We start from the raw sequence: 22619 nt of genomic DNA, 5'->3' as shown, positions 1-22619 counted from the left end.
ATCACCATGACCACCACCACCGTCACCGATCTCTACCCCAGCCGCGGCGCCACCGAGGTGCACGTGCCGCGTCAGGACCCGGTCGTGTGGGGCGCCCCCGGCACGCCGGGACCGGCCTCCCTCACCGACCTCCAGGCGTACGAGCGCGACGGCTTCCTCGCCGTCGAGGAGCTCATCACCCCGGACGAAGTCACCGTCTACCGGCAGGAGTTGGAGCGGATCATCACCGATCCGGCGATCCGGGCCGACGAGCGGTCGATCATCGAGCCGAAGTCCAAGGAGATCCGGTCGGTCTTCGAGGTGCACCGGATCAGTGCGCTGTTCGCTCAGCTGGTACGCGACGAGCGGGTCGTCGGACGGGCCCGGCAGATCCTCGGTTCGGACGTGTACGTCCACCAGTCCCGGATCAACGTGAAGCCGGGCTTCGGCGCGTCCGGCTTCTACTGGCACTCGGACTTCGAGACCTGGCACGCCGAGGACGGCCTGCCGAACATGCGCACGGTGTCCGTCTCGATCGCCCTGACCGAGAACCTCGACACCAACGGCGGCCTCATGATCATGCCGGGGTCGCACCGGACGTTCCTCGGCTGCGCGGGGGCCACCCCGAAGGACAACTACAAGCAATCCCTCCAGATGCAGGACGCAGGCACCCCGTCCGACGAGGCACTCACCGCGATGGCCTCCGAGTACGGCATCAAGCTCTTCACCGGGAAGGCCGGCTCGGCGACCTGGTTCGACTGCAACTGCATGCACGGCTCCGGCGACAACATAACGCCCTTCCCCCGCAGCAACGTCTTCATCGTGTTCAACAGCGTGGAGAACGCGGCGGTGGAGCCGTTCGCGGCGCCGGTACGGCGACCGGAGTTCATCGGGGCGCGGGACTTCACGCCGGTGAGCTGACCTCGCATAGCCGATGAACAGGCAAAACAGGGCTGCGGCCGGGCACCGTGGCGAGTCGGAGGACACCCCTGCCTCCGTCTCACGGCACGGCCCGTCAGCGCCCAGAAAAGCAGTCGGACCCGCCTCCCCAGAGGGTGTGCGGGTCCGACTGTGTCCGGCTGTCACCGGGCCTCTACGGCTGCCCACGGGCAATACGCGGGCAGGTTTTCCGAGCCGTTAGGCGGCGTCCGAGAGGTCGGGGCCCTCCTCCATCGCTCCTTGTACTGGTCGAGTTCACCCTTGATGCAGTGCGCATACGTGCGCAGGAGTACGGGCACGCTGTTTCCGGCCCATTCCGCGACCTGGGCTGGGGGGATTCCCTTGTTCAGCAGGTCGTCAAGCAGACGTGCCGCCAGTCGTACACCCGCTTACCGAGGATCGAGTCATACTCGTGGGGGGTTAGCACGGCCTTACGATCCTTGTCCCCACATGCATCGAATCACCACACTGTGCAGCTTCGCACCCTTCACACCCGGCGCGCCCCTTCAAGTGCCGCTCGTCGAAGGACTTCCCGGAGTCGGTCCACTGGCTCTCGACATCTGGCGTCGCCTTGTGGATTAGCAGTTCGCCCCACTGGTCGGCGTTCGGAAGGGTTACGTCTCTCACGCGTAGCGCGTGGCCTCTTCTGGGCACGGCCCTGCGTAGTACATGGTCGCGTAGAAAGCGTGCAGGATCTTGCCTTCCCTGGGCTGGCTGTACACCCACCTAAGCAGTGCTGCCGCCTGCTGGGGGTTGACCAGGGAGCGCTTGTCGACCGTGTTCGACGTCTTGACCCTGTCTCATTTCCCCCCGGGTGTTGGGTCGGCAGCCAGCACCCCCCGTTTGATGGCGTAGTCGAATATCCCGCTCAGCGCATTTCGGTTACGCCGGATTGAACTCGCAGCGGCCTGCTTGCCGTTGAGCAGGGAATTGACCTGGCGAATCACCTCTTCGACCTTCGCCGGGTCTTCCCACGCCGCCATGCTGAGTGAGTTGCGCTGTACGAATCGGAGGATGGCCTGCATCTCCGGCGGGGCGGTGTCACGCTTGTTCTTGTTGAAGGCGTGCTCGCGGAGCGCTCTGCGCACAGCCACGGGCTCGTAGTCCGTGGGCTCGCGTCTCAGCAGGGCGATGGTGGTCTTCATGAAGACCTTGGCCATGTTCCTGCGGCCGTGCGCGGCGGTGTCGGCCCACACGCTGTCCACGTACTGCACGGCGAAGTCGTAACTCGCCTCCCGTCCGCTGGCGCCGGTACGCCACCGAGGCATGGAAGGACCACATTCTCACCGTCACACGGCAGGCATGACCGCCCGCACCTGGCGCCGCTCGACGAGACGGCCCGCCGAGTCGCACATCGCGGTGTCCCGGCCGGGACGGGGGAAGCCCGGCCGGGACACCAGTCCAACGCCCCGCTTGGGGCGCGCCATCACCCCCGGGGGAGGAGCCGGAACCCTCCAAAGGGGGCGCCGGTGAGGCGACGGGCGACCACAATGCGCCAGCCTGGCTGGAATGCGCAATACATCGGACGCGGAATGCTGGCGTCGGTACACCACTGAGGCATGAGCTACGTGCATGAAACGGGCCCCGCCCATCCGCCACGAGGGGAGCGGACGGACGGGGCCGGTCTGGCGCCCGTCACCTTTCCTCACTCAGGGCTTTCGGTGACGTCCTCGGCCGGGGCCAAGACCGGGCGAGGCAGGCTGGACGTCCGGCCCGGTCTCGGGGGCAGGAGCGGGCACATGGCCGAGGAATTCCCGGGCGGCGTCCGCGTTCGCGGCGACGCCGACCGTCACCCAAGAGTGTCCGTCCCACTCCATCAGAGCGCGTGGGGCGTCGGGGACGACGTGGGAGGCGCGGGCTCCATCGGCGAGAGGAGCGGCCCTTCGTGTACCGGTGATCTCCCGATCCGCTGCCCGGCGCCGGTCTCGTCGGGCGGCCCACTCGTGCAGGGGCTCCTCTTCTGCCATCGTCCGTGCCTCCTGGTGCACGTTGCCGTCAGACCCTGGACCAGGTCACTGTCTGCTCGTCTGGGGTGACGGTGACCTCGAACTGGTCCAGGCCCGGGGCGCCGTGGGCCCGCCACTGGGTGACGGTCTCCTCGACGTCGTCCCACAGGCGAGCGGGCCCGCCCTGGCGGACGGTCCAGGTCTCGCCGTCCTGGGCGACGGCGGCCCAGGCGCCGGCGTCGACGTCGATCAGGAGGTGTTCGGTGCGGGCGTCACGGTCGATGGTGAGGCGCTGCGCGTGGGGGGCTGCGAGCTGGGCGACGAAGCGCGTGTTCCAGTCGTCCAGAGCGTTCGGGGGGAGCCCGGTGGTGCGTTCCTCGCCGTCGTCGATGTCCGGCAGGAGGCCGAGCGGGGGCGGGAGTTGGGGGCGGGCGATCATGAAGGAGACTTGCCCGTCGAGGAGTCGGCCGCGGGCCGTCCCGTCCTCTTCCACGGTGAGCCGTGCCAGTTCGGAGGAGTAGAGCCAGCCGGACAGTGTGGCGAGGATGATCCCGCCGGGCCGGGTCTGCTCCACCCACGCATAGGGGAGCTCGGTGACGCCGCACGTAGCAATCAGCCGGTCGTACGGGCCGCCGTCGGGGTGGCCGGCCAGCCCGTCGCCTGCGATCAGGAGCGGCGCATACCCGGCGTGCCCGAGCGCTGCACGGGCACGGATGGAGACCTCCGGGTCCACCTCCATGGACGTCACGAGGTCTTCGCCGAGGCGGTGGCAGAGCAGGCCGGTGGAGTAGCCGGTGCCCGTGCCGATCTCCAGCACTCGGTGGCCGTCCTTGACCTGGAGGTCTTCGAGCATGCGGACAACGAGCCCGGGCAGGGTGCTGGACGAGGTGGGCTCGCGCAGGATCTCGCCGCAGATGTCCTGCGGGGCGATGGTGCCGGCGATCTGGGTGACGAGGGAGGTGTCTTCGTAGCAGCTACCCAACCACCGGGGGTCATCGGGGAGGATCGGCCGCCACGCTGTGGGGCCGGGGCTGTCGACCCGTTCGAAGAAGCCGCTGCGCAGGAACTCCTGCCGGGGCACGGCCTCCACGGCAGCTTGCCAAGGCTCGGTGCGCAGGTGGCCGCTGGCGGCCAGGCGCTCGGCGAGAGCGAGGCGCAGGGCCTTGTCGTCATCGGTCACGTCGTGGTCTTCCTCTCCAAGAGGTCTGCCAGGGCTGCGCACATGGGCAGACCCGTCTCAGGTTCCAGCCAGTACCACTGACCGGAGGGGTTGCACTCCAGGAACCACCATTGCCCGTCCTCGGCCACGCAGAAGTCGAAAGCCCCGAAGACAAGCCCGAAGTGGTCCATGTAGTGGCGCAGTGCCAGCGCGATGCCCGGTGGCGGCTCCACGGGGGTGTAGGTGAGCCGGTCGTAGTGGGTGCGCCAGTCCAACAGGTCGGAGTCGATGCGAACGCAGAACACCCGGGTGCCGATGACGGTCACCCGTACGTCCGCAGTCTTGGGGATGCGTTTCTGGAACAGGTGGGCCGTGCCCGCCACGCCGTCATCGATGTCCGCGGCCGACACCTCGGCGACCTTGACGACGTTCGATACCCCGTCAACCCGATAGACGGGGTTGTGCAGCGGCTTGTAGATGACCGAACCGTGCCGCTTGATGAACGCCCGGGCCGCGTCGGGGCTGGAGGTGATGAGCGTGGGCGGCACCAAGAAGCCGGCTTCTACCGCCTCGGCGAGCCCGGACGGTTTGAACTCCGCGTCCCCGATGCGGTGCGGGTGGTTGACGTACAGGCAGCCCGGCAGGGCGGCCAGCACCCCGCCGAGCCCGTACCGGGCCTGCGTAATGGCGAACCGTGCGTCCTGGTCACTGAGGTGCGGAAAGGCGAACCCGGTCGGCCGGCGGTAGTAGAGGGAGCGGACGGCGGCGAGGTCCGCGGTGCGGGAGGGGGTGAGGAGGCGGCCCTCGATCCCGTGCAGGGTGATCTCTGCCTCCACCGACAGCGATGCGGGGAAGTCCCCCGAGTCGAGCCGCACGACCGGGATGTCCCGGCCGTGCAGCTCGCGAATCACCACGTCGGCGGTGGGGTCGTTCAGGCTGGTGACGACCAACACCGGACGCGTGTCACTCACTGGTCGCTGTCGCTCCCGGTGTCGCTGTCCGTGGCGCCCTGGTTCTGCCCGTCGGGGCTGGTGCCCGTGGAGGGGCTGGTGCCGGTGCTGGTGCCGTGGCCGGGCATCTCCATGACCTGACCACTCGCGTCGAAGAACGTGGCGGTCTGGGTGTCCGGGTCCAGTCGGACGGTGGCGTACCCGGGGGCCATCGTGGGATACGGCTCCATACGGCCGACTCCCCACGGCAGCGGGGTGATGGTTCCCTGCGGGACCGCCGTGCTCGTCGGCAGACGGTCAGAGTGGACGAACATGCCTCTCCTCTGTGTCGCAGTGATGGAACCCGCCAGGGCGTATGGAGCAACGAGGCGGCCCCGGCCGGGGGCATACGGGGGTGCGGCGGCGCTTCAGTGGGCGCCCGTGATCTCCTCGGCGGTCTTGACCAGGACCGCCGCGTTCGCGTCGGTGTCGTGGCTGAGCACTAGGGAGCGGCGAGGCAGGCGGGCCAGGTGCTCGGTCACCGTCTGGGCGCCGGACGTGGTGGTGGGGGTGAGGCCGAAGATGTCCGGGTAGCGGTCCTCGGTCTTCGAGGTGAACACGTCCGCCTCGGTCAGGGCACGGTCGTCCGCGACGAGGGCCGGGGTCGCCTCCGGGTTCACGGCCGGGAAGAGCAGCCCGGCCGCCCTCGCGCCGGTGCTGAGGGTGAGGCCGAGCCAGGTGGAGAGCTGGTCCGGGAAGAACTGCGGCTTCAGTTCCTTGCCGTCCTCGCGCCAGATCGGCTCACGGCGCCCGTCGTGGAGGGCCTGGGTCACCTTGGGGTGCTGGGTGGGGTGGAGCTGTTCGCCGGCGAGCACGCGTTCGCGGACCGGGGCGTACAGGTCGGTCGCGTCGAGGAGGCCGAGGCCGACAGCGGCGGCCGACGGCCACGGCAGCACCCGCACGCGGCCGTCCGGCTCGGGGCGGACGAAGACGCGGTCGTTGGCCAGCAGTTCCCATCCGGCGCGTGCCAGCAGGAGGGCGGTGGTGGTCTTGCCCGCACCCTTGTCGCCGAGGGTGAGGACGGCGTCCCCGTTCTGCGTGACGGCGGAGGCGTGGAGCACGGTCCAGCCGTCGGCGAGGAGTTGGCCGCGGACGAGTTCGCGGGCCAGGCGCGCGGCGGCGACGGCGACCGGCTCAGGCTGGTCGCCGACGATGACCAGGCGGCGGCCGTGGGCCTGGTAGCCGATCCGCTCCTCCGGCTGTACCGCGTACGTGATCCCGTCGTGACGGGCAATGAGGGTACGGGCGTTGGCGTAGGTGGTCTCGTCGTTGCCGTAGTCGGTGACGAGGGCGGCGATGTCGTCCACGCGGGCGGCGTCGACGTCGGCGAGGACGAGGCCGCCGCCGTCGGCGATGCCGGCGGGGCCCGCGTCCTCGGTGGCGGCGGCGTTCCACCAGGGGCCGAAGTAGCGGCGCGACCAGTCGGCCACGGCCGGGGTCAGGCTGGCGACCGTGACGGTGGCCGTGTCGGCGGCGATGCGGGTTGCGGTCAGGGGCACGTGGGGGCTCCTTGCTGTTCGTGATGGCTGATCTTGCGGTAGGCGGCTTCGAGTTTCGTTCGGGCGGTGAGCAGGTCCGCTGTCTCGTGCGGGTCCAGCTCCAGGGGCTGCACGGTCGGCTGACCCGCCTGGATGTGCAACCGGATTCCGAGCCACACACCCGCGCGGTTGACGGACAGGACGTCAGTTCCGTCCTCCTGCGCGAGGAGCTTGCGCAGCGCGGAGAGGACGGCGGCGGCCGGTCCGTGGCGGGTGCGTCCGATGCCGGAGTTGATCCGGCGGGGCCGGTCGGTGAGTTCGGCGCGTATGACGTCGAGGGGCACGGTGCACGGGCGGCCATGGATGGTGGTGGTTGAGGCGCAGATGACCGCGCCGTCTCCGTGTTCGCCGATCACGTACCCGTCCACGGCTTCGACGGGCACGCGGTGGTGGGCGGCGAGAGTGGTGCGGTAGCGGGCGGTGTCGGTCGCCGACCCGATCCCGTAAGTGGCCGCGCCGCTGATGGCGGCGAAGAGGCGCGAGAGGACGTCCACGGGGTTGGTGACCATCACCACGGGCCCGCTGTAGTCGGTGAAGGTGTGGGCGAGGTCGGCGATCAGGGGGGCGTTCGCTGCCAGTCCGGCCATGCGCACGTTGTGGGTGGCGGTGTTGGTGAACGTGGCGCGTGGACAGATCACCAGCGCGTCCGCCCGGTCCAGCTCGGCGATACTCGCGCAGGCCAGCGCGCGCGTGCCGGTGCGGGCGAGGTGGGCCATGTCATCCAGATCGGTGACCAGCCCGGCGGCGCTCTCGGCCGTGCGTGAGGCGATCAGCAGCCGCTCACACCACGTTTCGCCGACGAGGAGCGCGGCGACGGTCTGACCGACGGCGCCGGCACCGACGATCCCGATCGTGCGGCCGGTCACCGGACGGCCGCCTTCGCCACGGCGCGCAGCGCGAGGCGCCAGGCCGCGTCCGGGTCCGTCGCAGCCGCGAGTTGGGCGCTCACCTGGTCCAGGAGCGTGCACAGGGCCTGTGTCCGGTCGATGACGGCTCGGGCGTGCTCGGGCAGCGGCAGGGAGGCCGGGGCGGTGAGGTAGGTGGACAGGATGTTCACCGTGTCCATCAGCCACGTCACGAGCAGCCGCCGCAGCCACAGCCCGCGCAGTGTGCCGCGCAAGGTCCGGGTCTACTCGGCCACAAACGCGGCGATCCCGTCCGCCACGGCGGACGCCGGGGCGTCCAGGAGCGGGGCGGCGATCAGCGTGAGGAACGTGCGGGAGATGAGCTTTGCGGCGTCGTGGTGCACGGGCCCGCGGGCTAGGCCGGGGTCGATGAACACCGGATCTTCGTCCGGCCCGTCGGGGAACAGGACGTGTTCCGGCTTCAAGTCGCCGTAGACGATCACGGTGGGGCTGATCGGCGGGGCGAGGCGGAGTTTCAGCAGCCGGGCCACAACCACGCCGACCACGGCGGTGACGCCCTGGCGGGTGCGCTCGTCGAGCCGGTCAAGGCCGAGGCGTCCGATGTAGAGGCGGCCTGACACGCCGTTGAACTTGCGGCGGAACGTGCCGTCAATGCTCCGCTCCGGGATCGGCGCGGCGTCGACCTGGGCCGCCACGTGCGGGTGCTGAAGCCCCTCCAGGCCGGTGACGGCCGCGGTGAGCAAGTCGTAGGTCCGGGCAGGGTCTTTGGCGATCAGGTCGGCGAGGGTCGGGCCGGTCACGGGCACGGTGAACAGCACCCCCGAGGCGTAACCGGCGCAGCGGGCGACGCTCACCCCGGCAGCGTCCAGGGTGCGGAGCTGCGCGGCTTCCCGCGCGAGCAGCGACATGGGTGAGGCGGCGTATGCGGCCTGCGTCGCACGGACCCTGTCCCGGTCCCCCGCGAGGCCGCGCAGCACAGAGACGAGGGACAGGCCAAGGACTGAGTCCTTCGCGAACACCTCCCGGCCGCCGACGCGGGCACGGTGCACGTAGCCGGTGACCGAGGGGACGTGATCGCCCAGGGTCAGCGGCTCGTCGGGCCACAGGTCGGCTGCGGCACGGTGTATCCGGTCGGTGCTGAGCGCGAACAGGTCGGTGGGCTGCGGTAAGGCGGTGCCAGTCAAGGTGCCTCCTCGGTAGCAGGGGCCGAGCGTGTGCGGAGGGCCGCCCGCCTGGTGCAGAAAGGCCGGGGGCCGATGCGGTCCCCCTCGGGGGAGGGGGACCGACTTGCAGAGGGGAGCTACAGCAGGCGGGTTCTGGGATCAGCTGGACGTCGGTATGCGTCCCCGGCGGCTGGCGTACGTGCCCTCCCGGGCGTTGACGGTTATCAGCCCGTCCGCCCTGATCGGCTGGAGGGCCCGAGTGATTGTCTGGATTCCCACGCTCAGTTCCTCGGCCAGTGCGCTCCGAGACGGCAGGCGGCTTCCAGGTTCGTAGGTGCCGTCACTCAGCCGGGTTCGGAAAAACCCCTCCAACTCCTCCAAGGTGTGGGCCGAGGCCCCGTCCGGGAGCGCGGTGAAATTGTCCGGGTCGATGACGTACAACCCTCGGCTTCTGCTGGCGGCGCCGACGAGCCTCTCCCGCTGCAACGGCGCCAAAGCGAGCGACACGGTGGTGGTCGACACGCTGAACTCGTCGCCCAGCTTTCTCAGGGACGGGAGCCACGTCCGGGGGGCGTACGTACCGTTCCGGATTCGCTTCCGGACAGCTGCCTCGATGGGACGAGCCCCGTGTGGGACCGGCTGAGTGCCCTCTGGGTCGGCGACATAGGTCCCGCATCGCAGCTGGTCGTAGTAGACGAGACCTGCGGATCTGATCGGCCTGAGTGCTTCCTTGACCATATTGCTGTGTGTGCCGAACTCCTTGGCCAGTTCAGCCTGCGACGGCAGCCGGCTCCCCGGCGTGTAGGTGCCGTCAGCCAGACGCTTCCTGAGGATCTCCTCGATGTCCGTGTGCGGGAGCCGCGGGGAAATGTCCGGCTTATTCGGATCGATGACGTACAGCCTCCGCCGTCCGGAACCGACGAGCCCGTCCTGCTGTAACCACGCCGTAGCCACGGAAACGGTACTTACCGCCACGCCGAACTCGTCAGCGAGCGTGTCCAGCGTCGGTAGCCAGTCGCCGGGGGCGTACGTGCCATCCGCGATTCGCTTCCTGAGGGCGCTCTCTACCGTTGCGGCCTTGCCCGCTTGAGGGCGCCCCGACGATCGCGGGCACGCGTCCGGGTTCTCCGGATCGATGACGTACAGCCTCCGCCGTCCGGACCCGATGAGTCTCTCCCCTTGCAACCGCGCGGTCGCGCGGCAGATGGTGCTCGCCGCCACGCCGAACTCGTCAGCGAGTATGCGCGTCTGGGGGAGCCAGTCTCCCGGAGCGTACGTGCCGCCCTGGATACGTTGCCTGAGGGCGTTCGCCACCTCTCTGGCCTTGTGGCTCATGCAGCGGCCCCCTCTCGTGCGCCCACCCCGGGCAGGTCGACGATCGTGACGTTCGTGAGGGTGGCCGCCAGTTGGTTGGCGAGCATCCACTTCACACGCCAGTCGCTGGTGAACACCACCTTCTTCTTCTCCTTCACGACCGGCAGCGGCCCCCTGCCGCGCTCGTAGAGGTTGCCGTGCACGCCATCAACGACCACTTCACCGGCACGGACCGCCACGACCTTGTTCTCCAGGTGCGGGCATAGGCGCGCGGCCACAGGCGCACACCAGTTGCACACCGGCGGATGCGTCGTGACCTCCCTCTCGGGCCAGCCGGCCACGCCCCGGTAGTCCTCCAGCAGCCACAGGTGGCCCTGCGCGTCATGGTCCGAGGCGCCGCCGCACACCTGGCACAACAACTTCCGCATCGCGCGCCGCTGCCGGGGCCCGTGCACCACGCTGTACTCGGGCTTCCCGTCGCCCTGGCGCAGCGCCCATCGTTGCCACAGCACCCCGTTCGGGTCCCGGCCCTGGGCGTTTCCGTTGGCGGCGACTGCGCCCTTGAAGGCGATGCCGTCGGCGGCGGTCACGATGCCCGGTTGTGGCAGGCGCTCGCCGCTCCATGCGGCGATGTAGGGGACGGGATGGCCCTTGTAGGTGAGGCGTTCGAGCATGCTCTCTCTCGCGGTGACGGAGGTGGAAAGTGGAATGGACCGGCCGGACGCATCGAGGAGGAGCGCGTGTCATGTGGCGTCATCTCCCACCAGGTCGATGAGCGCGAGGACGGCCAGGGCGAACCGGCGGACGTGACCATGCGCGTGCTCGGAGATGGGGTGCTCGGCACTCAGGTCGACCAGACGCATGATCTCGTCGAGGGGATACGGCCTCACGAGGTACGGCACGAACTCGACCAGCCTCGTGGTCGCCTCCCGAAGCCGCTCCGCGATGGCGACGATTTGCCACGAGGTGGGGTGCGCGTGCTCGCCGAGCACAGCCTCCAGGTCCTCGAACAGTTGATGGTCGAGAGACTCAAGGGCCAGGGAACGGAGCAGCGCCCACTGGAGCGCTTCGAGCACCTCGGGGCCGGTACGCCACTGAAGATTCGGCAGCGGCGCGGCGACGTCACTCATCACTGCGACCATCACGGCCCCGCTGCGGGGACCGTGGGACGGACAGGGAGGCTCTGGGGAAGGAGGAGTTCGGGCATGTCTCTCTCCCGGTGATGGGGGGAAGGTGGGGAAGACGTCGGCCGCGCGCCCTGGGAAGGACCACACGCGGCCGACGCCGGTCTATGCGGTGCCCAGCGGGGGCACGTTCGGTGAGCCGGCGAGCTGACCGTCGGGGGCCGTCTCCTGCTTCGCTGCCTCGGCCAACTGCGCGCACAGAACCTGCTCCAGGCGCTGCGGGTCGGCGTGCCAGATGGTGTTGTCCGGGAGCAGCAGCCAATACAGACCGGGCGGTGCGGTCCGGTTCAGGCGCGGGACCCCTACATGGTGGATGTATGGCTGGGTGCCGCCGAGGCATTCGATGCCTGCTGGAGCGAGGGTGCGGGGCCACTGCTGGTCGGTTTCCGGCGGTACGAGGAAGTAGACGTACGGCCGGTACGGGTCGCAGAAGGCCGGACCGGTGAGCCCCAGTTCATTCATCCGCCAGCGCAACGTGTCCGGGGCGGTCTCGCGGTCGAGACCCTGGCCGAGGATGGCGTACGGCACGCGGACCGCGTCCCACACGACGCCGGCCTTTAGCAGCGTCACGCCGTGATCTGTCCAGTCCTTGGCGGCCACCTCCCGGGACGGGGCCGCCTGGTACATCCACGCCTCCACTGCCGTGCGGCGAACCCGCTCTTCCCCTCGCAACGGAACTGGCGACAGCGGGGCAGCGGGTGTCACCGCACCGCTCCTTCGGACGCGGCCGGAGCCAGTAGGGCGCTGGTTGGTCCTGCATCTCTGGGGTGGGGCATCGGGGGACTCCCTGGTCCACGGTGGTGCTCGTCCTTGGGTATTCAGCCAACCGCCGCACCGCTGCCGTTGTCGCTGCCGTATCGACCCCGAGTTGCCTGCAAGCACCCTGCCGTTTTGACCATCCCTTTACTCGTCGTTTCGACGAGTCCCTCTAACGTTCTGTTATGCCGGGGACACGGAACGAGGCGCTCGCGTCATGGATGACGACGCACAAGCTGAAGGTCAGGGAGGTAACGGCCCTGGTCAACACGGAAATCGAGAAGTTGACCGGCCACCCGGGCACAGTCAACGAGAGACACGTCTTCAAACTGCTCAAGGGTGAACACCGGTCCCCCAACGCTCTGTTGAGAACCGCGCTGGAGAGGACCACGGGCCTTCCAGCCGCAGCGTTAGGCTTCACCCCCCGGGGGAGAAAGAACTCAAGCCCTTCCCCAGCACCCGAGGACGACGACTTGTATCGCCGCACTTTTCTGGCCGCGGCCACCGCCGCTGGTGTCTCCGCTACGACGCCAACTCTCACAGGGCCCCGACGCCACCGCCTCAACTCCAATGACGTCGAGGTGTTGAAGGCTGAACTCGTAGCCTGGACCACCGCAGAGAGCATGCAGGGCGGCACCCGGGAGCTGGAGAAGCGGGCGGCGGACATCACCGACAACGTGATCGGCCTCCAGCAGGCGAACACCTCGTCAGCCCGTATCCGCTCCGAGCTGTATACGGTTGCCGCGGCCTTCTCCAACAGCGCCATGTGGGCAGCCATCGACGGTGAGCGCTTCGAGTCGGCGGAATACCACCTCGACAGAACCATCCGCCTCGCTGGCCTCTCTGGGGACCCGGCCACCGAGTTCCGCGTATGGGGCCACGCCAGCGTTCTGTTTCGGCACCTGGGCCGCCCGGCCGACGCCTTGGCCGCAGCCGAAAGGGCCCGGACGTGTTCCATCACACGGCGTGACCCGCTGTTCGCTTCGCTCTCGATGTCCCGTATAGCGGTCAACCACGCCGAGCTCGGCGACGACAGGAGCGCCATGCGCTACCTGGACCTGGCCCAGAAGGCACTCGAGCGCTCCGACCCGAACAAGAACCGCCCGACCTGGATTCACTACTACGACCAAGCCGAGCATGATCACCTCGCCATGGTCACGAGCATGCAACTCGCCCGCTGGCCCGAGGCCGAGAAACACGCACACCGCAGCCTCGCGTACGTACGGCCCGACCTCCAACGCAACAAGGCCCTCCTACGCGCGAACCTCGCCGTCGCACAGCTCGGTCAGCAAGACCTTGAACAGGCTGTGGCCACCGCACACTGCATCCCCGAGGGGATGATGCGGCACGCTCGCGTTCGCGGACTCCTGGACCGCTTCACCGAACAGGTCACCACCCTCGCCCCCCGAAACCCCGAGGCCCGCGACTGGCAGGCTTTCTACCGAACGGCGGTCGCATGACGGACACCGGCTCCCTGCACCTCCTGCGCACCAGCGACGTGGACAAGTACCGGCAGCTCATCCTCGACATCCACGTGGAGGTCCGCACCCAGTTCGGGCTGATGGACGACCCCTTCAACGCCGTGGACCGATTCGACGAGCGCCTGACCAGCTACGCGTCCCGGGACGGCTGGGAGGTCATCATCGCCTACCAGGCCGACGAGCCGGCGGGCTACATCTTCGGCTCGCCACTCATGCGCGGATCGCTGTGGTGGTCCTCGATGCGAGAGCCCCAGTCCGAAAACTTCACCCGCGAGACCGGCAGCCGCACCTTCGCTGTCCAAGAGGTCTTGGTCCGTGAGGCGTTCCGAGGTACGGCGGGCGCGGGGACCTCCCGCCTACTGCACGAGGCTCTGCTTGCCGAGCGCACCGAGGAGCGGGCCACGCTCCTCGTCGACCCCACCCGTTCCAACGGCCGACTGAAGGCGGTCTACGAATCCTGGGGGTATCGGGACATCGGCGCCCAGCAGCCATTCAATGACTCGCCGGTTTTCGCCACGATGCTGCGGAAACCACTGCACCAGTAGCGACGAGTGCGGAGCCTGGGGAACGGCGACGGGGTGTCAGTCGCCTGTGACCCACTGTGGCTGCTACGCCGCCGATCGGCAAGGCGCGCAATGCCTCCCGCCGTCAGCTCCCACGCAGCAGGCGATCCCGGGTGAAGGTCTCAGGCCCGCGTAATCCATAGATCATCGACTGCATCCACCTGCCTCAAGACGTACGAGCTTGATGAGCGAGGCGACTGGATCGCACTCGCCCGTGAGCTGCGCGCGGCGGGCCTGGCCGACACAGAGACCGCCCGGCCCTGTCTTGTGCTCACGGCCTCACAGCCACGCCAGCGCTGCCGCCGTCTCCAGTACGTTCCGTACCGCCCCCGTGTCGCCCGTCTCGGCCCTCGGTACCTCGGCCGGGGCGTAGCGGCCGCCGACCAGGAGACAGAAGTCGACCGCGTCAAGGGTCAGTTCGGCGGTGACGGGATCGTCCCCGGAGCCGAGGACCCAGCTGGTGTCGGTCGGGCCCGTGACCTCGAAGAGGACCGGGGGTGCGTCGTGGAGGGCCAGGCCGAGGATGCGGACGGCGAGGCGGACGAGGTGGTCCAGGTGCTTGTCGGGCGGTGGCGGTACGGGCAGGCCCAGGGCGCGGCCGATGTCGTCGGTGTGGATCCACGCCTCGAAGGCGCGGATCACGAAGTGGTCGGTAACGGGGAGCCGCAGGCCCATCACGGTCACCGCGCGCGCGGCGGGTTCGGGGTCCCAGGCCTCGGGTGTGGCCAGCAGCGCGGCGGCCTGGGCGGCCCAGGTGGCGACGGTCTCCTCGGGCGTACGCGTGTGCTCGTGGGCGATGACGTCGGCGGTGCGCCGGTCCCAGGCGTCCCCCGCGGGGGTGCCCTCGGGGATGTGCGAGGCGGGCAGGCGTGGTGCGACGCCGAGTGCCACGGCGAGGTGTTCGTCGGCGGCGATGAGGTGCGCGACGGTGGCCTGCGCGTCCCAGTCGTGCACGACCGGCGTACCCCAGCGGCCGTCCAACTCCCGTACCAGCGCCTGGAGTCCGGCGACGGCGGCGGCGTACGGGGCCGCGTGCGGGGCGACCCCGGGTGTGCGGGGGCCGCGGGAGCGGAGGGCCATGGCCAGGGCGCCGTCGGCGCTCCCGCTCCCGTTCAGGGCACTCGTCGGTGGTCGGCCGTCCGACGGCCCTCCGTCCAGCAGTCGTACGGTGTCCCGGAGCCGCTCGGCCTCCGTCGCGCAGCTCTCGCACCCGGCCAGGTGCGGCGGGACCGTCCGGGCGTCGCCGGGTGGGAGCGCGCCGACCGCCCAGGCGGCCAGCAGCCCCCGTACGCCGTCGTGGTCGTTGGTCATCGCGCGCCGCCCTTTCGCCCTGCCGGTCCGACGATACGCACGGCCCGTATGTCCGGGTACATCCCGCACGGCCCCATCACGCGCCCCTCACAGACGCCGGGTCGGGTGGATCCGCGAGGGACTCCGCCAGTTTGCGCAGGGCCGAGCGCAGCCGGGTCTTCGCGGTGCCTTCGGGTATGCCCAGTTCCACGGCGGCCTGGCGGTAGGTGCGGCCCGCGAAGTAGGCGAGGTGGACCACCTCCCGCTGGGTGCGCGGGAGTTCGGCGAGGGCGGTGTGCAGCAGGAGGGAGCGCTCGCGGTCGACGACCGCCTCGTCCGGGCCGGGTCCGGTGTCGGGGATGGCGGCGAGCGCCGAGTCGTCCGCGCGGGCGTCCTTGCGGTGCCGGGACTCGCTGCGCACCCAGTCCACGGCCCGCCGGTGGGCGAGCATGGACAGCCAGGTGCGCAGCGAGCCCCGGCGCGGGTCGAAGCCATACGGTCTGCTCCACAGCTGCGCGAAGACCTCCTGCGCCACGTCCTCGGCCGCCGCCGTGCTCTGGGTGACCCGGACGGCCACCCGCCGGACGAGTCCCCCGTACGTCGCGTACGCCTCACGCAACGCGGACTCGTCCCCGTACACCAGCCGCCGATGCAACTCCACATCGATGGACGGCTGTTCGAGCGTCGGCTCCACCGGCACCACCACCCCTGGTGCCCTTCCTAGCGCCCCGGCCCGGCTCGCGCCAGTGGTTCACGAAGACAGGACGTCCAGGATCCGATCGACGTCCGCGCTCGTGTTGTACAGGTGGAAGGAGGCGCGCAGGTTGCCCGCACGGTTGGAGACCTCGATGCCCGCCGCGCTCAACTCGCCTTGGCGGTGGCCGAGTCCGGGCACCGACACGATCGCCGAGCCGGGTGCGGGCAGGGGCGCGTGGCCGAGGGTCGCGAGGCCCGCGCGGAAGCGGTCGGCGAGGGCGAGGTCATGGGCGCGGATGGCGTCCACGCCGAGTTCCTCGACGAGGGCGAGGGAGTGGCGCAGTCCGGCGTAGCTGAAGAGGGCGGGCGGCAGGTCGAACCGGCGGGCGGAGTGGGCGAGTTCGGTGACGGGTCCGTAGCAGCTGTCCCAGGGCCTCTCCCCCGCCACCCAGCCGGCCAGGACCGGCGTCAGGGAGCCGAAGTCCTCCGGCACGACGAGGAAGCTCGCCCCGTGCGGGCCGAGCAGCCACTTGTAGCAGATGGAGGCGGTGTAGTCGTACGCGTCCGCGTCCATCGGCAGCCATCCGGCGGCCTGGGAGAAGTCGACGTACGTCCGGGCCCCGTGGTCCCGGGCCGCTTCGCGGAGGGCGGGCAGGTCGGCGATGCGGCCGTCGGCGGACTGGGCGGCGCTGACCGCGACGAGCGCGGTGCCGGGGCGCACGGACTCGGCGAGCCGCTCCAGGGGCACGATGCGCACCTTGAGGTCGCCGCGAGTGTGGAAGGGGTTCACGACGGAGCTGAAGTCGTCCTCGGCGGTGAGGACTTCGGCGCCCGCGGGCAGCGAGGCGGCGACCAGCCCGGTGTGGGCGGTGACCGACGACCCCGCCGCCACCCGGCCGACCGGGACTCCGGCCAGCCGGGCGAAGGAGGCGCGGGCGGCCTCCACATCGGCGTGCAGCGGGTCCAGCGGTCTGCCCTCGGCACGGAGGCTCACGGCCTCCCGCAGGGCGGCCACCGTACGGGCGGGGAGCAGCCCGCTGCTCGCGGTGTTCAGAAAGGTGTTCTTCGGGGCGAACTCGGCACGGACGAGGCTCTCGAAGGTCTCCATGGGACCACTGTGGGCCCCGGAAACCTCCCCGTCCATTGCGAATATTTACGAGGACGACCCAAGCAACGCTTATGGATCCGCCCCACCTGCACTGATCAGCCAGGGGTCAGTGCTGCGGCACGGCACATCCGTCGGGCCCGCAGGCCTCGGCGGCCTCGGCCTCGACCAGCTTCAACGGCGGCCGCTCACCCCACGCCTGGACCAACGCCCGCTCGAAGACCTCCGCGGGCTGCGCCCCGGAAACCCCGTACTTGCGGTCCAGCACGAAGAACGGCACCCCGTTCGCGCCCAGCTCCGCGGCCTCCCGCTCGTCCGCGCGGACGGCGTCGGCGTACGCGGCCGGGTCGGCCAGGACCTTGCGGGCCGCGTCCTCGTCGAGCCCTGCCTCGACGACCAGCTCGATCAGGTACTCGTCGGCGCCGGAGTACACGGACCGCTCCTCGGCGAAGTTCGCCCGGTAGAGGAGCTGGAGCAGCTCGCTCTGCCGCCCCTGCTCCTTGGCGAAGTGGAGCAGCCGGTGCATGTCGAAGGTGCTGCCGTGGTCACGGCCCTCCGCACGGTAGTCGAGCCCTTCGGCGGCGGCCTGCTCGCGGAGATTGTGCTCGCCGGCCTGGGCCTGGGCCTCGCTCATGCCGTACTTCTTGCTCAGCATGGTGAGCACCGGCTGGATGTCGTCCTTGGCGCGCCCCGGGTCGAGTTCGAAGGAGCGGTGCACCACCTCGACGCCGTCACGGTGCGGGAAGGCCGCGAGCGCCTTCTCGAAGCGGGCCTTGCCCACGTAGCACCAGGGGCAGGCGATGTCGCTCCAGATCTCGACGCGCATGGTGTCAGCTCTCTCCAGGTCGTACGGGTGCGGAGATGCCCTCCGCTTCTACGGTTGGTGAACGTTCAAGCAGCCCGGCTCATTCCCCGGTCACCTCGAAAGTGAGCAGAAGGTGGTGGTCGCCCGGGGCGGGCGGATGGTGCGGGTCCGGGGTCCAGCCCAGACCCGCGCAGAAGGCCCGGGCCCGGTCGTTGTCCATGTGCACGGAGAGGCCGGCCGTGCGCTTGCCGTCCGCGCGCCACTCCTCCACGCAGGCCGCGTGCAGGGCGCGGCCGGTGCCGCGGCGCCACTGGTCGGGGTCGACGTGGAACTGCGCGAGGTACACGGTGTCGGCGGGTGAGCCGTCCGCCGTACGGAACGATGCGATGCCTACGATCCGGCCGTGCTCCACCGCGCAGAGCACGTGGCCGTCCGGGCGTTCGATGGCCCGCTGCCAGGAGGCGAGCCAGTCCGTGCCGTCGTCGGGGGCGCCGTCCGGGTAGTAGGTCGCCCGGGCGCGGGCGTGCAGCGCGGTGATGTCCTGGGCCTCGGCGGGGAGCGCGGTCCTGATCACGCGCGCGCCGGTCACTCGGTTCACACGGTCCTTGATCATGCCGGTGAGGACGTGGCTGGGGGCGGCGTGGTTCCGGGGAGCTGTTTCGCCCACGCCGCCCCTGCCCTCCCCCACTCTCGACTTCGCTCGAGCGGGGGACCCCCATCATCCCCAGGGGCTCCGCCCCTTCGACCCCCGCGGGAGAGCTCGGTCCAATCGGTTGCATTGGCGGGTGCGGGTGGGTGGGGGTTGTTCGCGCCCACGCGGCGGAGCCGCATATTGATACAGCCCCGCGCCCCTGAAGGGGCGCTCAGCTGCCGTTTCTCAGGTCCTGCGGCCAGTTCGGGCGGAACTCGATCTCTTCGTACGTGACCACGCAGCCCTCGCCCATCGGGGACTGGGTCATGAAGCCGACGAGGGCGGCGCCGCTCTCCTTCTCGCCGGCGAGGGTGAAGAGCCGGACGAAGGTCCACTGTTTGCCGTCGCGTGAGGCGTGGAAGGCAAAGGCCCGGCCGGTGCGGCTGACCCGCAGCCACACCGAACTTCCCTCCACCGTGAAGGAGTTGGCGTCGTCGGAGTGCCCCCGGGTGACCACCGTGCACACGGTCGGCACATCCGGCGAGTACTCCAGACAGAGCTTCGCCCAGGCCCTCTCCCCCACATGGACATACAGCACCCCCGCGTCGAACCCGGCGGCGAAGCCCACCGTGACACGGGCCATCAGCTGAAAGTCCCCCTCAGGCGCCCCCAACAGCCTGGGCGCGTCCGTAGCGGGGTCCAGCCCCTCGTCGGTGGGGGGAACGAACCGGTCCTGCCGTGCACCGGCCCAGCCGGTGAGCACCCCGTCCTCATAGGACCAGTGCCCGTCGGGGCCGTATGTGCGGAGCGGGAACGGGAGTTCGGGAATTTCGAGGTCCATTGGGCGATTCTTACAGCTCCCGGCCAACTACAGCAGGCCTTAAGGGGCGCGGGGAAACACCCACGCCCCTACGGCGCTACCGCAGAGCGCTACCGCTCCAGACGGCCGTTGAACCTGCGCGGCAGCCCCAGCGGATTGTCGTCCTTCAGCTCCGGCGGCAGCAGCGCCTCGGGCGCCCCCTGATAAGCCACCGGCCGCAGCCACCGCTCAATGGCCGTACCGCCCACGGACGTGGACGTGGAAGTCGTCGCCGGGTACGGCCCACCGTGGTGCTGGGCCGGAGCCACAGCCACACCCGTCGGCCACCCATTGACCAGCACACGCCCGGCCAGCGGCGTCAGCTCGGCCAGCAGCTCCGGTCCACGCCCCTCGCCGGCGGCCTCCTCGCCGGACACGTGCACCGTGGCCGTGAGGTTGCCCGGCAGGCGGGACAGTACGGACTTGGCCTCGTCCTCGTCCTCGTAGCGCGCCACGATCGTGAGCGGCCCGAAGCACTCCTCGAGGAGCAGGTCGTGCTCGCCCTCGGCCGCCAGCTTGCCGGCGGGGACGGTGAGGAACCCGGGGCTGACGGTGTGCTCGCCGCCCGAGCCGGCCGTCACCGGCGACTCCACGTCGGGAAGCTCGGCGCGCTCGGCGACACCGGCGACGAAGTTGTCGCGCATCCGGTGGTCGAGCAGGACGCCGGCGTCGACGGCGCTGACCGCGTCGGTCAGGGACTTCACCAGCTGGTCGCCCGCGGGGCCGGCCGGCGCCAGCACCAGGCCGGGCTTCACGCAGAACTGACCGACACCCAGTGTCATGGAGCCGGCCAGCCCCGCACCGATCGCCTCGGCGCGCTCGACCGCCGCGGCCTCCGTGATGAGGACCGGGTTCAGCGAGCCCAGCTCGCCGTGGAACGGGATCGGCACCGGCCGCGCGGCCGCCGCGTCGAAGAGGGCCCGGCCGCCGCGTACGGAACCGGTGAACCCGGCGGCCGTGACAAGCGGGTGCTTGACCAGCTCGACGCCCGCCTCGAAGCCGTGGACGAGGCCGAGGACGCCCTCGGGGATGCCGTGCTCGGCCGCGGCGCGGCGCAGCACGATCGCGACCAGCTCGGACAGGGCCGGGTGGTCGGGGTGGGCCTTGACGACCACCGGGCACCCGGCGGCCAGCGCGCTCGCCGTGTCGCCGCCGGGGACGGAGAAGGCGAAGGGGAAGTTGGAGGCCGAGTAGACGGCGACGACGCCCAGCGGGACCTTGTAGCGGCGCAGGTCGGGGATGGGCGGGGTGGCGGTGTCGTCGGGGTGGTTGATCACCACGTCGAGGAAGGCGCCCTCGTCGACGATGTCGGCGAAGGCCCGCAGCTGGTAGCTGGTGCGGGCGAGCTCGCCGGTGAGCCGGACCGGGCCGAGCGCGGTCTCGGCGTCGGCGACCTCGACGAGCTGGTCCTTGGCCGCCTGGAGCTGGTCGGCGGCGGTGCGCAGGAAGGCCGCGCGGACCGTGCGGTCGGCGAGGGCACCCCGGGCGGCGTGCGCCGCGCGGACGGCGGCGTCCACCTCCTGGGTTGTGGCCTCCACCGCAACCTGCTCACGCTGCTTCCCGGTACGGGGGTCGACACTCCAGACTGGTGCTGCTGCCACCGCGGGTCCCTTCAAGTGCTTGCATCAGCGGCGTTCGATATGCTGAACGCCGTCTCTGATGGTGAATATGCTGTCGAGACTATTTCCCGTCGAACGAAGGGGTCAAGGGCGATGTCGGCTGGCGAGACGGGGGGCGGGGCGCAGGTCAAGTCCGCGGTGCGGACGGTTGAGCTGCTGGAATACTTCGCCGGCCGCCCAGGTATGCACTCCCTCGCCGCGGTCCAGGAGGCCGTCGGCTACCCCAAGTCCAGCCTCTACATGCTCCTTCGCACCCTCGTGGAGCTCGGCTGGGTCGAGACGGACGCGACGGGCACGCGGTACGGCATCGGCGTACGGGCGCTCCTCGTCGGTACGTCGTACATCGACGGTGACGAGGTGGTCGCGCTGGCGCGGCCCACGCTCGACCGGCTCTCGGACGACACCACCGAGACCATCCACCTGGCCCGGCTCGACGGCACGAACGTCGTCTACCTCGCCACCCGCCAGTCCCAGCACTACCTGCGCCCCTTCACCCGGGTCGGCCGACGGCTGCCCGCCCACTCAACCTCGCTCGGCAAGGCGCTCCTGGCGACCCACACCGACGAGCAGGTCCGCAAGATGCTCCCGGAGACCCTCCCGGCGCTGACCGAGCACACCATCACCGACCGCGAGCAGCTCATCGAGGAGCTCCGCCAGGTCCGCGAGCAGGGCTTCGCCGTCGACCGCGAGGAGAACACGCTGGGCCTGCGCTGCTTCGGCGTGGCGATCCCGTACCGCACGCCGGCCCGCGACGCCATCAGCTGCTCCGTCCCGGTGGCCCGGCTGACCCCGGCCCACGAACAGCTGGTCAAGGACGCCCTCTTCGACGCGCGCGACCGGCTGACGCTGGCGACGCGGAGGCTGTGAGCCGGTTTCTCGGGCTCCCGGCGACCCCCGGGTTCATGAGGACCCCACGAGAAACCGGACGGAAGGGAACGATTGATCACATCCCGCCCGTCTGCCTGAGTGGGATGAACAAGACGATCAGGCGCAGCGCCGTCTTCTCACTGCCGCTCGTGCTCGCTCTGCCCGTACGGGCGACGTGGGTGCGCTTCCACCTCTGATCTTGCCCAGCGCACCCCCTGTTTACGGCGGTGGTGAAGCGCATCCTCGGCCCGGCGATGCTGAGCACCGGCGCATCACTCCGTAATGCACCTGGCACGCTCAGTGCCCAGTTGGGGGCGACAACCGAGTCGCCAACAACCCGAGCGAGTCCCGTACTTGCTCCTGCGGCCGGAAGGGTCGCTGCAGTACGACGTCACGGCGACCCCGCTGCAGATGGCCATGGTGTCGGCGGCGATCGCGGGCGGCGGCAAGCCGGTCTCGCCGCACATGGTGGCGCAGATCACCGATAGCGGCGGCGATGCGCTGGAGGACTACGACTCCGGGGCCGAGACCAAGGAGATTGTCAGCTCCTCCACCGCCGAGCAGTTGCAGTCGGCGATGCAGACGGTCGTCGAGGACGGCACGGGCACGAACGCGCAGATCAGCGGGGCGATCGTGGGCGGCAGGACCGGCACCGCCCAGCACGGCGAGAACAACAGCAAGACGTCGTACGCCTGGTTCACGTCGTATGGGAAGGCCGACGGCAAGGAGGTCGCCGTCGCGGTCGTCGTGGAGCAGTCCGACGCGGCGCGCTCAGAGGTCAGCGGCAACGGTCTGGCCGCGCCGGTCGCCAAGGCTGTGATGCAGGCGGCGTTGGAGCAGTGAACCTCCGCCGCGCGAAAGCCATCTGAA

Annotated in this window: 24 protein-coding genes and 1 pseudogene; 5 read left to right on the top strand and 20 right to left on the bottom strand. The window is 70.1% G+C overall.

The window, feature by feature from the left end:
- Positions 1-900, top strand: a complete 900-nt coding sequence (gene thpD, locus F3T56_RS08900; RefSeq protein WP_172638867.1) for an ectoine hydroxylase — start codon at positions 1-3, stop codon at positions 898-900.
- A gap of 818 nt (positions 901-1718) precedes the next feature.
- On the opposite strand, the gene F3T56_RS46915 is transcribed toward thpD, so the two are convergent.
- From F3T56_RS46915 to F3T56_RS08835, 13 genes are all read right to left on the bottom strand, one after another.
- Complete coding sequence (locus F3T56_RS46915; protein ID WP_216372938.1) at positions 1719-2132, bottom strand: hypothetical protein; 414 nt, start codon at positions 2130-2132, stop codon at positions 1719-1721.
- Between the two features lie 435 nt (positions 2133-2567).
- Positions 2568-2885 carry a DUF6087 family protein gene (locus F3T56_RS08890; protein ID WP_149824161.1) on the bottom strand — a complete coding sequence of 106 codons (318 nt, stop codon included), beginning with the start codon at positions 2883-2885 and terminating at the stop codon, positions 2568-2570.
- Between the two features lie 28 nt (positions 2886-2913).
- Complete coding sequence (tgmC, locus tag F3T56_RS08885) at positions 2914-4044, bottom strand: ATP-grasp peptide maturase system methyltransferase (RefSeq protein ID WP_149824160.1); 1131 nt, start codon at positions 4042-4044, stop codon at positions 2914-2916.
- Positions 4041-4994 (bottom strand): ATP-grasp ribosomal peptide maturase, encoded by a 954-nt coding sequence (tgmB, locus tag F3T56_RS08880; protein WP_149824159.1) that lies wholly within the window; start codon positions 4992-4994, stop codon positions 4041-4043. Before tgmB ends, tgmC begins: the two co-directional genes overlap by 4 nt.
- Complete coding sequence (tgmA, locus tag F3T56_RS08875; protein WP_149824158.1) at positions 4991-5287, bottom strand: putative ATP-grasp-modified RiPP; 297 nt, start codon at positions 5285-5287, stop codon at positions 4991-4993. Before tgmA ends, tgmB begins: the two co-directional genes overlap by 4 nt.
- 93 nt (positions 5288-5380) lie before the next feature.
- Positions 5381-6511: a phosphoenolpyruvate carboxykinase (ATP) gene (locus F3T56_RS08870; protein ID WP_149824157.1), complete on the bottom strand. Its 1131-nt coding sequence runs from the start codon at positions 6509-6511 to the stop codon at positions 5381-5383.
- Entirely contained in the window at positions 6502-7416 is a 915-nt protein-coding gene (locus F3T56_RS08865) for a lactate/malate family dehydrogenase (RefSeq protein WP_149824156.1), read from the bottom strand. The genes F3T56_RS08870 and F3T56_RS08865 overlap by 10 nt, the downstream gene beginning before the upstream one ends.
- Positions 7413-7670 carry a hypothetical protein gene (locus F3T56_RS08860; protein WP_149824155.1) on the bottom strand — a complete coding sequence of 86 codons (258 nt, stop codon included), beginning with the start codon at positions 7668-7670 and terminating at the stop codon, positions 7413-7415. The genes F3T56_RS08865 and F3T56_RS08860 overlap by 4 nt, the downstream gene beginning before the upstream one ends.
- A 9-nt stretch (positions 7671-7679) precedes the next feature.
- Positions 7680-8600 carry a phosphotransferase gene (locus tag F3T56_RS08855; protein ID WP_149824154.1) on the bottom strand — a complete coding sequence of 307 codons (921 nt, stop codon included), beginning with the start codon at positions 8598-8600 and terminating at the stop codon, positions 7680-7682.
- 138 nt (positions 8601-8738) lie between these two features.
- Positions 8739-9914, bottom strand: coding sequence for a GntR family transcriptional regulator (locus F3T56_RS08850; RefSeq protein ID WP_149824153.1), 1176 nt, complete (start codon positions 9912-9914; stop codon positions 8739-8741).
- Positions 9911-10567 carry a hypothetical protein gene (locus F3T56_RS08845; RefSeq protein ID WP_149824152.1) on the bottom strand — a complete coding sequence of 219 codons (657 nt, stop codon included), beginning with the start codon at positions 10565-10567 and terminating at the stop codon, positions 9911-9913. The genes F3T56_RS08850 and F3T56_RS08845 overlap by 4 nt, the downstream gene beginning before the upstream one ends.
- 69 nt (positions 10568-10636) lie before the next feature.
- On the bottom strand, positions 10637-11023 hold the full coding sequence (locus tag F3T56_RS08840; protein WP_216372937.1) for a DUF6415 family natural product biosynthesis protein: 387 nt from the start codon (positions 11021-11023) through the stop codon (positions 10637-10639).
- Positions 11024-11182: 159 nt separating this feature from the next.
- Positions 11183-11704 carry a hypothetical protein gene (locus F3T56_RS08835; RefSeq protein WP_149824151.1) on the bottom strand — a complete coding sequence of 174 codons (522 nt, stop codon included), beginning with the start codon at positions 11702-11704 and terminating at the stop codon, positions 11183-11185.
- Positions 11705-12018: 314 nt separating this feature from the next.
- Between F3T56_RS08835 and F3T56_RS08830 the strand changes: the two genes are divergently transcribed.
- Positions 12019-13293, top strand: a complete 1275-nt coding sequence (locus tag F3T56_RS08830) for an NsdA family TPR-like regulatory protein (RefSeq protein WP_484422098.1) — start codon at positions 12019-12021, stop codon at positions 13291-13293.
- Positions 13290-13859, top strand: a complete 570-nt coding sequence (locus F3T56_RS08825) for an N-acetyltransferase (RefSeq protein WP_246203499.1) — start codon at positions 13290-13292, stop codon at positions 13857-13859. Before F3T56_RS08830 ends, F3T56_RS08825 begins: the two co-directional genes overlap by 4 nt.
- A 297-nt stretch (positions 13860-14156) precedes the next feature.
- Here F3T56_RS08825 and F3T56_RS08820 read toward each other — a convergent pair whose 3' ends face one another.
- The 7 genes from F3T56_RS08820 to F3T56_RS08790 all read right to left on the bottom strand — a co-directional run bounded on the left by F3T56_RS08820 (position 14157) and on the right by F3T56_RS08790 (position 20864).
- A complete protein-coding gene (locus tag F3T56_RS08820) occupies positions 14157-15188 on the bottom strand; it encodes a maleylpyruvate isomerase family mycothiol-dependent enzyme (RefSeq protein WP_149824149.1) in 1032 nt (343 codons plus the stop codon).
- Positions 15189-15264: 76 nt separating this feature from the next.
- Positions 15265-15873: an RNA polymerase sigma factor gene (locus F3T56_RS08815; RefSeq protein ID WP_149824148.1), complete on the bottom strand. Its 609-nt coding sequence runs from the start codon at positions 15871-15873 to the stop codon at positions 15265-15267.
- Positions 15874-15918: 45 nt separating this feature from the next.
- A complete protein-coding gene (locus tag F3T56_RS08810; protein ID WP_149824147.1) occupies positions 15919-16971 on the bottom strand; it encodes an aminotransferase class V-fold PLP-dependent enzyme in 1053 nt (350 codons plus the stop codon).
- A gap of 106 nt (positions 16972-17077) precedes the next feature.
- A complete protein-coding gene (locus F3T56_RS08805) occupies positions 17078-17794 on the bottom strand; it encodes a DsbA family oxidoreductase (protein WP_149824146.1) in 717 nt (238 codons plus the stop codon).
- 79 nt (positions 17795-17873) lie between these two features.
- Positions 17874-18386: a GNAT family N-acetyltransferase gene (locus F3T56_RS08800; RefSeq protein WP_172638866.1), complete on the bottom strand. Its 513-nt coding sequence runs from the start codon at positions 18384-18386 to the stop codon at positions 17874-17876.
- 250 nt (positions 18387-18636) lie between these two features.
- A complete protein-coding gene (locus F3T56_RS08795) occupies positions 18637-19245 on the bottom strand; it encodes a DUF1349 domain-containing protein (RefSeq protein ID WP_149824145.1) in 609 nt (202 codons plus the stop codon).
- An 89-nt stretch (positions 19246-19334) separates the two neighbouring features.
- Positions 19335-20864, bottom strand: coding sequence for an aldehyde dehydrogenase (NADP(+)) (locus F3T56_RS08790; protein WP_149824144.1), 1530 nt, complete (start codon positions 20862-20864; stop codon positions 19335-19337).
- A 111-nt stretch (positions 20865-20975) separates the two neighbouring features.
- Between F3T56_RS08790 and F3T56_RS08785 the strand changes: the two genes are divergently transcribed.
- On the top strand, positions 20976-21749 hold the full coding sequence (locus F3T56_RS08785) for an IclR family transcriptional regulator (protein WP_149824143.1): 774 nt from the start codon (positions 20976-20978) through the stop codon (positions 21747-21749).
- A gap of 381 nt (positions 21750-22130) precedes the next feature.
- Positions 22131-22592 (top strand): annotated as a pseudogene (locus F3T56_RS08780) (penicillin-binding transpeptidase domain-containing protein); the annotation flags it as partial.
- Between the last annotated feature and the right edge of the window lie 27 nt (positions 22593-22619).

This window comes from Streptomyces tailanensis (assembly GCF_008386495.1).
Classification (GTDB): Bacteria; Actinomycetota; Actinomycetes; order Streptomycetales; family Streptomycetaceae; genus Streptomyces; species Streptomyces tailanensis.
Note: the sequence above shows the minus strand (reverse complement) of the source record. Positions and strands in the feature narration are given on the sequence as shown.

Excerpts from the sequence above, each read along its gene's own strand:
- F3T56_RS08890 (WP_149824161.1), bottom strand. The coding sequence starts at position 2,885 with ATGGCAGAAGAGGAGCCCCTGCACGAGTGGGCCGCCCGACGAGACCGG.
- tgmA (WP_149824158.1), bottom strand. The coding sequence starts at position 5,287 with ATGTTCGTCCACTCTGACCGTCTGCCGACGAGCACGGCGGTCCCGCAG.
- F3T56_RS08850 (WP_149824153.1), bottom strand. The coding sequence starts at position 9,914 with ATGAGCCACAAGGCCAGAGAGGTGGCGAACGCCCTCAGGCAACGTATC.
- F3T56_RS08845 (WP_149824152.1), bottom strand. The coding sequence starts at position 10,567 with ATGCTCGAACGCCTCACCTACAAGGGCCATCCCGTCCCCTACATCGCC.
- F3T56_RS08840 (WP_216372937.1), bottom strand. The coding sequence starts at position 11,023 with ATGAGTGACGTCGCCGCGCCGCTGCCGAATCTTCAGTGGCGTACCGGC.
- F3T56_RS08835 (WP_149824151.1), bottom strand. The coding sequence starts at position 11,704 with ATGTACCAGGCGGCCCCGTCCCGGGAGGTGGCCGCCAAGGACTGGACA.
- F3T56_RS08830 (WP_484422098.1), top strand. The coding sequence starts at position 12,019 with ATGCCGGGGACACGGAACGAGGCGCTCGCGTCATGGATGACGACGCAC.
- F3T56_RS08825 (WP_246203499.1), top strand. The coding sequence starts at position 13,290 with ATGACGGACACCGGCTCCCTGCACCTCCTGCGCACCAGCGACGTGGAC.
- F3T56_RS08820 (WP_149824149.1), bottom strand. The coding sequence starts at position 15,188 with ATGACCAACGACCACGACGGCGTACGGGGGCTGCTGGCCGCCTGGGCG.
- F3T56_RS08810 (WP_149824147.1), bottom strand. The coding sequence starts at position 16,971 with ATGGAGACCTTCGAGAGCCTCGTCCGTGCCGAGTTCGCCCCGAAGAAC.
- F3T56_RS08805 (WP_149824146.1), bottom strand. The coding sequence starts at position 17,794 with ATGCGCGTCGAGATCTGGAGCGACATCGCCTGCCCCTGGTGCTACGTG.
- F3T56_RS08800 (WP_172638866.1), bottom strand. The coding sequence starts at position 18,386 with ATGATCAAGGACCGTGTGAACCGAGTGACCGGCGCGCGCGTGATCAGG.
- F3T56_RS08795 (WP_149824145.1), bottom strand. The coding sequence starts at position 19,245 with ATGGACCTCGAAATTCCCGAACTCCCGTTCCCGCTCCGCACATACGGC.
- F3T56_RS08785 (WP_149824143.1), top strand. The coding sequence starts at position 20,976 with ATGTCGGCTGGCGAGACGGGGGGCGGGGCGCAGGTCAAGTCCGCGGTG.